The sequence below is a fragment of the Acetonema longum DSM 6540 genome (assembly GCF_000219125.1).
GTDB classification, from domain to species: Bacteria; Bacillota; Negativicutes; order Sporomusales; family Acetonemataceae; genus Acetonema; species Acetonema longum.
Genome location: NZ_AFGF01000171.1, coordinates 1 through 7,032 on the forward strand (window position 1 = coordinate 1; position 7,032 = coordinate 7,032).

A 7,032-nucleotide genomic window follows, 5' to 3' on the forward strand; every position below is an offset into this window, starting at 1 on the left:
CTCCCGAAAAGTCGCAAATTCTGATAGCGCGACGAGGACGCGCGCCCGCAGGAGGCTGAAGTGACGCAAATGGGCCTTTTTCAACGGTCCCTGGCTGCCAAGCGTCCACAGGTCATCTCCCCTTCACCGCAATATCCATCGGTGACACAGGTCGGTCCGGCTTTAGCAAACAGACCGGGAGCCACTTTTCTTACTTCCAACAGCATGCGTTCGGCCAGACCACGAATCTCCCATTGAGCCCGACTGCAGCAGCGCAACTGAAAAAAATGCAGCAGAGAGCGGGCATTCATGGTCACGAGGATTTTAGTCTCAGTGGCATTTGCCAGACAGTAGCGGGCATCTTCCTGATGTACTCCCATGGCTACCAGTTCGTCATAAGTTGTCCGTATAGAGGCCATCAACGCTTCGAATTTTTGCCGGGCCTCCGGGTTCCGGACTACTGTGGGCGGCAGAATATACTCAAAGTCGTGTTCCTTCACATAGCGCTGGGACTGCTGGGAATAAGAGGCGATTCGGTGCCGGACTAATTGATGGGTTAACACCCGGGACACCCCTTCAATAGCAAACGTAAAATTCACATGTTCCAGAGTGGACAGGTGGCCCAGTTCGACTATTTTGCCCACCAGTTTGCTGATGGCGGCGGGTGACATGGTCTCAGCCAGTTCCTCAGCCCCTACCGGCGAATAACATAAACGGGCAGCCATAGCTACTGTTCGCTCCGGTTCCGGGGTATAACTCATCAGTGCAACCTTGGGTCCTTGCTCTTTCACTATCAATCACCCCGTTTTTTTCTGTCCTGTATTTCCCGGACAATAATATCGAAAGCCTTACCGGCTAATTCTAAAAGTCTCTCTTGGCAGCCACCCAGCCATAAAGAGCCCAGCACCGCCTCAAAACCGGTGCTGTAGCGGTAATCACTGACTGAGGCGCTTTTAGGCACAGTGGACTTCGCGTTGCGTCCACGCTTGAGCACAGCCAATTCGGTTTCGCTTAGTTCATCCTCCAGCCTGTGTACGGCAAAGGCCTGCATGGTTGCCGATACAATTTCAGCGTCATAGGTATGCAGCACCCTGACTTTCTGCCGCTCCGCCCCCAACAGCCTGGTCCGGACATAGAGAGTAAAAAAGGCATCGCCCACATAGGCCAAAACTAACGGCGAAAATTGTTCCGCCGTTAGTGGCTTCCCGGCCTTAAAGACATCATTGTGAGGTTGCTGGAGTTCTCTCAGGGTCTGCTCCATCAGGTTCTGATAATGTGTAAAATTCACCGTTTTTTCCACCTGGCGCCTTGGGGCGAATCTTCCAGAACGATGCCGGCGTCATGGAGCCGGTCCCGGATCTGGTCGGCTGTGGCCCAGTCTTTTTTCTGGCGGGCTTCTTGACGAATAGTGATAATCAGCTGCATCAACTGTTCCACCAGTTCCTGATTCTCATCGCTCCGGGCAGAATTTTCCTGAAGGACACCCAGAGTATCGGCCATAACCTTAAGGGCCTGTTCCGCCTCTTTACATGCCTGCAGGTCACTTCCCACCCTGCCGTTAACCACTTCGTGATGGTAAATATTAATTTCTTTGGCTAAGCCGAACATGACACTGGTTACCAAGGCTGTATTGAAATCGTCATCCATAGCTTCATAAAATTCAGTTTTGGCCCGTTGAGCGGCCTCTGTTAAAGTGTGGGAACCTTCACTGGCTGCCCCGGCAGGAAGTGTTGCCAAATATTTTAGATTTTCCTGGGCTGTTTTCAGTCGCTCCAAGCTGCGGCCGGCTTCCGCCAGGCGTTCGTCGCTAAAATCCAGCGGACTGCGGTAGTGAGTGGAAACGATGAAAAACCGCAGCACTTCCGGCGAAAAGTGGGTCAAAATATCTTTGACCAGGAAGAAGTTTCCCAGAGATTTGCTCATTTTCTCTTCATTTACTGTAATAAAGCCATTATGCAGCCAGTAGTGAACACAGGGTTCCTCGCAGCCGCAAAAAGCTTCGGACTGGGCAATTTCGTTTTCGTGATGGGGGAAGATCAAGTCGCTGCCGCCGCCGTGAAAATCGAAGGATTTTCCAAGGTAATGAAAGGACATTGCCGAGCACTCAATGTGCCAGCCGGGGCGTCCTGGCCCCCAGGGACTGTCCCAGGATGGTTCTCCCGGCTTGACGCTTTTCCACAGGGCGAAATCCATAGGATGCCTTTTTCGCTCGTCCACTTCCACCCGGGCGCCGGCCTTCATATCATCCAGGCTCCGGCCGCTCAGTTTGCCATAATCGTGGAATTTCTCCACACTGTAGTATACATCGCCGTCGGCCAAATAGGCATACCCCTTGTTGATCAGAGTCTGAACCATGTCGATGATCTGGGGCATGTGTTCGGAAACTCTGGGGTATACCGTAGCCCGCCGGATACGGAGCGGATCCATCACTTCAAAATAAGAAGCGATGTAACGGTTGGCGATCACGTCCCAGCTTACCTGCTCGGCATTGGCGGCATTGATGATCTTGTCGTCAACGTCGGTAAAGTTCTGCACATGATACACCTGATAACCCAGATGCTCAAAGTAGCGCCGGATCACATCCCAGGTCACAAAAGGCCTGGCATTGCCGATATGAGGGTGATTATAGGGCGTGACGCCGCACACATACATTTTCACTTTTCCTGGTTCAGAAGGCACGAATTTTCCCTTTTTTTTGGTGAGAGTGTTATACACTTTTAGGGTCATGTTTCTTTAATTCCTCCTCTAGATATACCACCCGTTCTTCCAAACGCCGGATGGTTTGCTGCATCAACGAGAGCATTTCCGCTACAGGATCCGGCAGTCTATCATGACGCAGGTCTATTTTTTCACCGTCCCGGCTGACTATTTTGCCTGGGATGCCAACTACCGTAGATGATGGCGGCACTTCCGACAGTACCACCGAACCGGCGCCAATTTTGGAATTGTCACCTACTTTAAAGGAGCCCAGCACTTTGGCGCCGGTGGCCACCACCACATTATCCCCTATGGTAGGATGCCGTTTGCCTTTCTCCTTGCCGGTGCCGCCCAGGGTAACCCCCTGGTACAGGGTCACATTGTCGCCGACTTCGGCTGTTTCTCCGATTACCACGCCAGTGCCGTGGTCTATGAATAATCCTTCCCCGATTTTGGCTCCGGGATGAATTTCAATGCCGGTCAAAAAACGGGCAAAATTAGAGATGATCCGGGGCAGCAGCACCAGGTCCTTACAGTATAAATAGTGAGCCAGTCTATGAAACCAGAGAACGTGCAGGCCGGGATAACAAAGAACCACTTCCCAGACGCTTTTTGCCGCCGGGTCTCGTTCAAAAACTACCTGGATATCCTTTTTAATTCGCTCTAACATAGTTCATCCCTCTCCCTACATTCAAAAATAGAAACAAAAAGTCCATCATCTCCTCTACAGAGACGATGGACCGCGGTTCCACTCTGCTTGGGAAGATATCCTTCCCCGCTTACCAGGCGTAACGGACCCATCCGGAACAACATACTGTCAGTGCGCAGGCACTAGTTCCGCTGTTCTGCTCCCGGGTGCATTTCCACGCGCATTGCCATGGTTGCTCTTACAGCCTGGAAGCAACCTCTCTGAAAGGAAAGCATTGTGTACTTCTCCCGGTCATCACATTTTAAATATAAGTAAACCAGTCGGAATACTTCTGATTCATTATACTAGAGGGACAAAAGCCATGTCAAGGGGGCTACCTCACTCGTTCCAGGGAGCGTTCCAAGCGTTTGAGGGAGCGTTCTTTGCCCAGTATGGGCGCCAGACTGAACAGTTCCGGCCCGTGCATTTGACCGGTCAGAGCCACCCGGATAGGCATGAATACCTTTTTATTGGGCAACTTGAGTTCCTTGGCAATACTTTTCATCAAAGCCTGAGTAGCGGGAATGTCCAGCGTTTCCACGGCCGCAAGTTTGTCGCGGAAGGCATCCATGACCTGAGGAATATCTGGGTCCAGGAGAATGTCTCTGGCTTCCTGGCTTTCAAATTCAAACTCATCGGAAAAAAAGATGCCTACATGATCGACGATCTGGGCCCCAAAGCTTAGCTGCTCCCGTACGGCCCACACCACCATTTCCAGCCAGGCCTTTTTCTCAGGAGTCAAATCCTCTTCATTCACATAACCTGATTTGATGAGATGAGGCAAGGTTAAGGCCAGCAGTTGGTCAGCCGTCAATTTTTTTATGTATTGGGCATTAATCCAGTTCAATTTGTCGATATCGAAAACCGCCGGATTTTTAGCCACCCGATCCATAGAAAACTGCTCAATGAGCTCCTCGCTGGTAAATAGCTCCTGTTCACCGGCTGGCGCCCAGCCCAGCAAAGCCAGAAAGTTAACGATGGCTTCCGGCAAATATCCCAGATTGCGGTATTGGTCCACCGAGGTAGCGCCGTGGCGCTTGCTCATTTTGGTGCGATCCTTACCGAGGATCAGTGAGATGTGGCCGAATGCCGGCGTTTGAAAACCCAGAGCCTGATACAAAAGGATTTGGCGGGGCGTATTGGAAAGGTGTTCCTCAGCCCGGATGACGTGGCTGATGTGCATCAGAGCATCGTCAATAACTACCGCATAGTTATAAACCGGAATGCCGTCGGATTTCACAATGACAAAATCACCAATACCGTCGGATTCAAAACTTACTACACCGCGTACCTGATCGGAAAATACAATCTGCTGGTGTTCCGGCACATGAAACCGTACCGTCGGTTTGCGTCCTTCGGCGATAAACTGCTGTTTTTGAGCCTCAGACAGATGCCGGCAGCGTCCCAGATAGCGGGGAGTCTCACCTTTGCCGGATAATTCCTGCCTTTCGGCCTCCAGTTCGTCTTCGCTGCAGTAGCAATAGTAGGCTTTTCCTTCGGATATCAGTTTATCCGTATACTGCTGGTAAAACTCCAGCCGTTCGGTCTGACGATAAGGGCCATAAGCGCCGCCGGCGTCGATTCCTTCGTTCCAGACAATGCCCAGCCAACGCAGGGCAGATTTAATATTCTCTTCCGATTCCCGGCTGGAGCGTTCCAAATCGGTATCCTCAATCCGCAGAACCAGCGTCCCGCCCTGTTTTTTCGCCAACAGCCAATTAAATAAAGCCGACCGGGCGCCGCCAATATGAAATGGCCCCGTGGGACTGGGCGCAAACCGCACCCGGAATTCACTGTTTACCATGAATGATTCCCCCAACAATAAAAATATAAACAATATAAAGAAAGCGTTTGGTTCTCTACCAAACGCGACTAGGAATCTCTTGCAAAACTCATCGCAGCCTCCGGCCTGAACCGTCCCGACGATTCCTCCGTTAGATTTGATGGACCTTCAATAAAAATAATCCATGCACTATATCCGGAGTTACCGTGGTCGCCCGCATTTCTTGGCCGCTGGAAACTGGCATTGCGTCATCAGCAAGAATCCGTAAACGCCAGAGCATGTCATTATTATACCACAGTTCACCGCACAGTGAACCATCTTTTTCCCGGGTCATGGTAATATTCAGGTTCCAATCGGCAGCAGCCGCTGTAGCCGGAATCAGGAGGATCCACAAGGAAAGCAATAAACAAATGGCTAATTTTCTTCTATTGCCCATACTCGCACTCACCTCGTTATTGCACAATATGCCGCTTCATTTTTTTGTTATGGAATCGCGGCATTAATAATATGTGCTAAACGGATGCAATTATGCGCCGTAATTAATAATAGAGCGCTGCAACGGCATAAGCCGCAATGCCTTCCTGCCGTCCGGCGAAGCCAAGCCCCTCGGTAGTTGTAGCCTTGACATTGACCCGGTTGAGCGGAATGGCAAGTGCAGCGGCTATATTTTGATTCATTTGCTGAATATAGCCGGCCAGCTTTGGCGTTTGCGCCACAACCGTGGCGTCAATATTATTGACCTGATACCCGGCTTGCGCCAAAATCTCTCTGACCCGAGTCAGCAATAAAAGGCTTGAGACGCCTTTATATGCCGGGTCAGTATCCGGAAAATGCCGGCCAATATCACCCAGGCCGGCTGCCCCTAATAAGGCGTCTTTCACTACATGCAAGAGTACATCCGCATCGGAATGGCCGTCCAGCCCCAGATGATGGGATATTTCCACACCGCCTAAGATCAGTTTACGCCCCTCTACCAACCGGTGGACGTCGTAGCCAATACCGACCCTCAGGGGAGACTGTTCAAACAGGCCCATCTGCAGCGTTGCTCCTGCGGGCGGGCGTTCGACGTACCCTCCCGAACGTACAGTCTCACGCCCGTCCTCGTCGCGCCTTGCATCCGAACCTGTTTGAACAGTCTTCGGGTCCGAGGCTGAAACGACGTTAACACGTTGGGATAATATAGATTCCGCTACCGCCAGATCATCCGGGGTAGTGATCTTGATGTTTTGATAGTCAGAGGGCACCAGTTTCACCGGGTGCCCCATCCGTTCCACCAGGGACGCATCGTCTGTTCCCAGATATCCGTCCTGTTTGGCCTGATCATAGGCTTTTAAGAGGAGGTTAGCCCGGAAGGCCTGGGGAGTTTGTATCGCCCAAAGAGAATTGCGGGGAGGTGTGCCGGTCACCAGCAGATTGTCATCTGCCGTCTTAATGGTATCTTTGACCGGCACAGCCAGTCCGGCTGCGCCGAATTCACGGGCAGCCTCGATCACCTGCCGGACCAGAACGGGCTTCACTAGTGGGCGGGCACCGTCATGGACCAGGATGATCTTACTGTCTGCGGGTGCCTGATCCAGGGCATTTTGAACCGAGTATTGGCGTTCGCTGCCGCCCTCGACAAATTGCAGTGACTGCGCCAGGCCCAGACTGCTGACCAGATTTTTTATCGCCGGCAGATCTTCCTGCGAAGCGGCAATGATTAGATGCTGCACCTGACCGCAGCTCACTATAGCCTGTATACTGTGCATCAGCACCGGTTGAGACGCTATAGTCAAAAATTGCTTGTTCTGTCCGCCCATGCGGCTGCTTTTGCCGCCGGCCGCGATGATTGCTGTTACCATCTTTTGTCGTCTCCAAAATATATTTATCAAAAACTCATCTCCCG

Annotated in this window: 7 protein-coding genes and 1 other annotated feature; all 7 genes read right to left on the reverse strand. The window is 51.7% G+C overall.

All coding sequences use genetic code 11. The features are described from left to right. Positions 1-80: 80 nt before the first annotated feature. The 7 genes from thyX to ispD all read right to left on the reverse strand — a co-directional run bounded on the left by thyX (position 81) and on the right by ispD (position 6,988). Entirely contained in the window at positions 81-740 is a 660-nt protein-coding gene (gene thyX, locus ALO_RS15655; RefSeq protein WP_040293623.1) for an FAD-dependent thymidylate synthase, read from the reverse strand. Between the two features lie 32 nt (positions 741-772). Beyond that, the gene (locus tag ALO_RS15660; protein WP_004097701.1) at positions 773-1,267 is read right to left on the reverse strand and encodes a Mini-ribonuclease 3; all 495 of its coding nucleotides are present in this window, start codon (positions 1,265-1,267) and stop codon (positions 773-775) included. Then, positions 1,264-2,706, reverse strand: a complete 1,443-nt coding sequence (gene cysS / locus ALO_RS15665; protein ID WP_004097703.1) for a cysteine--tRNA ligase — start codon at positions 2,704-2,706, stop codon at positions 1,264-1,266. The genes ALO_RS15660 and cysS overlap by 4 nt, the downstream gene beginning before the upstream one ends. Further along, positions 2,687-3,346, reverse strand: a complete 660-nt coding sequence (gene cysE, locus ALO_RS15670; RefSeq protein WP_004097705.1) for a serine O-acetyltransferase — start codon at positions 3,344-3,346, stop codon at positions 2,687-2,689. The genes cysS and cysE overlap by 20 nt, the downstream gene beginning before the upstream one ends. Before the next feature lie 55 nt (positions 3,347-3,401). Then, positions 3,402-3,629: a binding site (T-box leader), on the reverse strand. A 69-nt stretch (positions 3,630-3,698) separates the two neighbouring features. Then, positions 3,699-5,168, reverse strand: coding sequence for a glutamate--tRNA ligase (gene gltX, locus ALO_RS15675; RefSeq protein WP_004097707.1), 1,470 nt, complete (start codon positions 5,166-5,168; stop codon positions 3,699-3,701). Between the two features lie 130 nt (positions 5,169-5,298). Then, complete coding sequence (locus tag ALO_RS15680) at positions 5,299-5,583, reverse strand: hypothetical protein (protein ID WP_004097710.1); 285 nt, start codon at positions 5,581-5,583, stop codon at positions 5,299-5,301. 103 nt (positions 5,584-5,686) lie between these two features. Next, a complete protein-coding gene (gene ispD, locus ALO_RS23570) occupies positions 5,687-6,988 on the reverse strand; it encodes a 2-C-methyl-D-erythritol 4-phosphate cytidylyltransferase (RefSeq protein WP_004097713.1) in 1,302 nt (433 codons plus the stop codon). Positions 6,989-7,032: the final 44 nt, after the last annotated feature.

Excerpts from the sequence above, each read along its gene's own strand:
- cysE (WP_004097705.1), bottom strand. The coding sequence starts at position 3,346 with ATGTTAGAGCGAATTAAAAAGGATATCCAGGTAGTTTTTGAACGAGAC.
- gltX (WP_004097707.1), bottom strand. The coding sequence starts at position 5,168 with ATGGTAAACAGTGAATTCCGGGTGCGGTTTGCGCCCAGTCCCACGGGG.
- ALO_RS15680 (WP_004097710.1), bottom strand. The coding sequence starts at position 5,583 with ATGGGCAATAGAAGAAAATTAGCCATTTGTTTATTGCTTTCCTTGTGG.
- thyX (WP_040293623.1), bottom strand. The coding sequence starts at position 740 with ATGAGTTATACCCCGGAACCGGAGCGAACAGTAGCTATGGCTGCCCGT.
- ispD (WP_004097713.1), bottom strand. The coding sequence starts at position 6,988 with ATGGTAACAGCAATCATCGCGGCCGGCGGCAAAAGCAGCCGCATGGGC.
- cysS (WP_004097703.1), bottom strand. The coding sequence starts at position 2,706 with ATGACCCTAAAAGTGTATAACACTCTCACCAAAAAAAAGGGAAAATTC.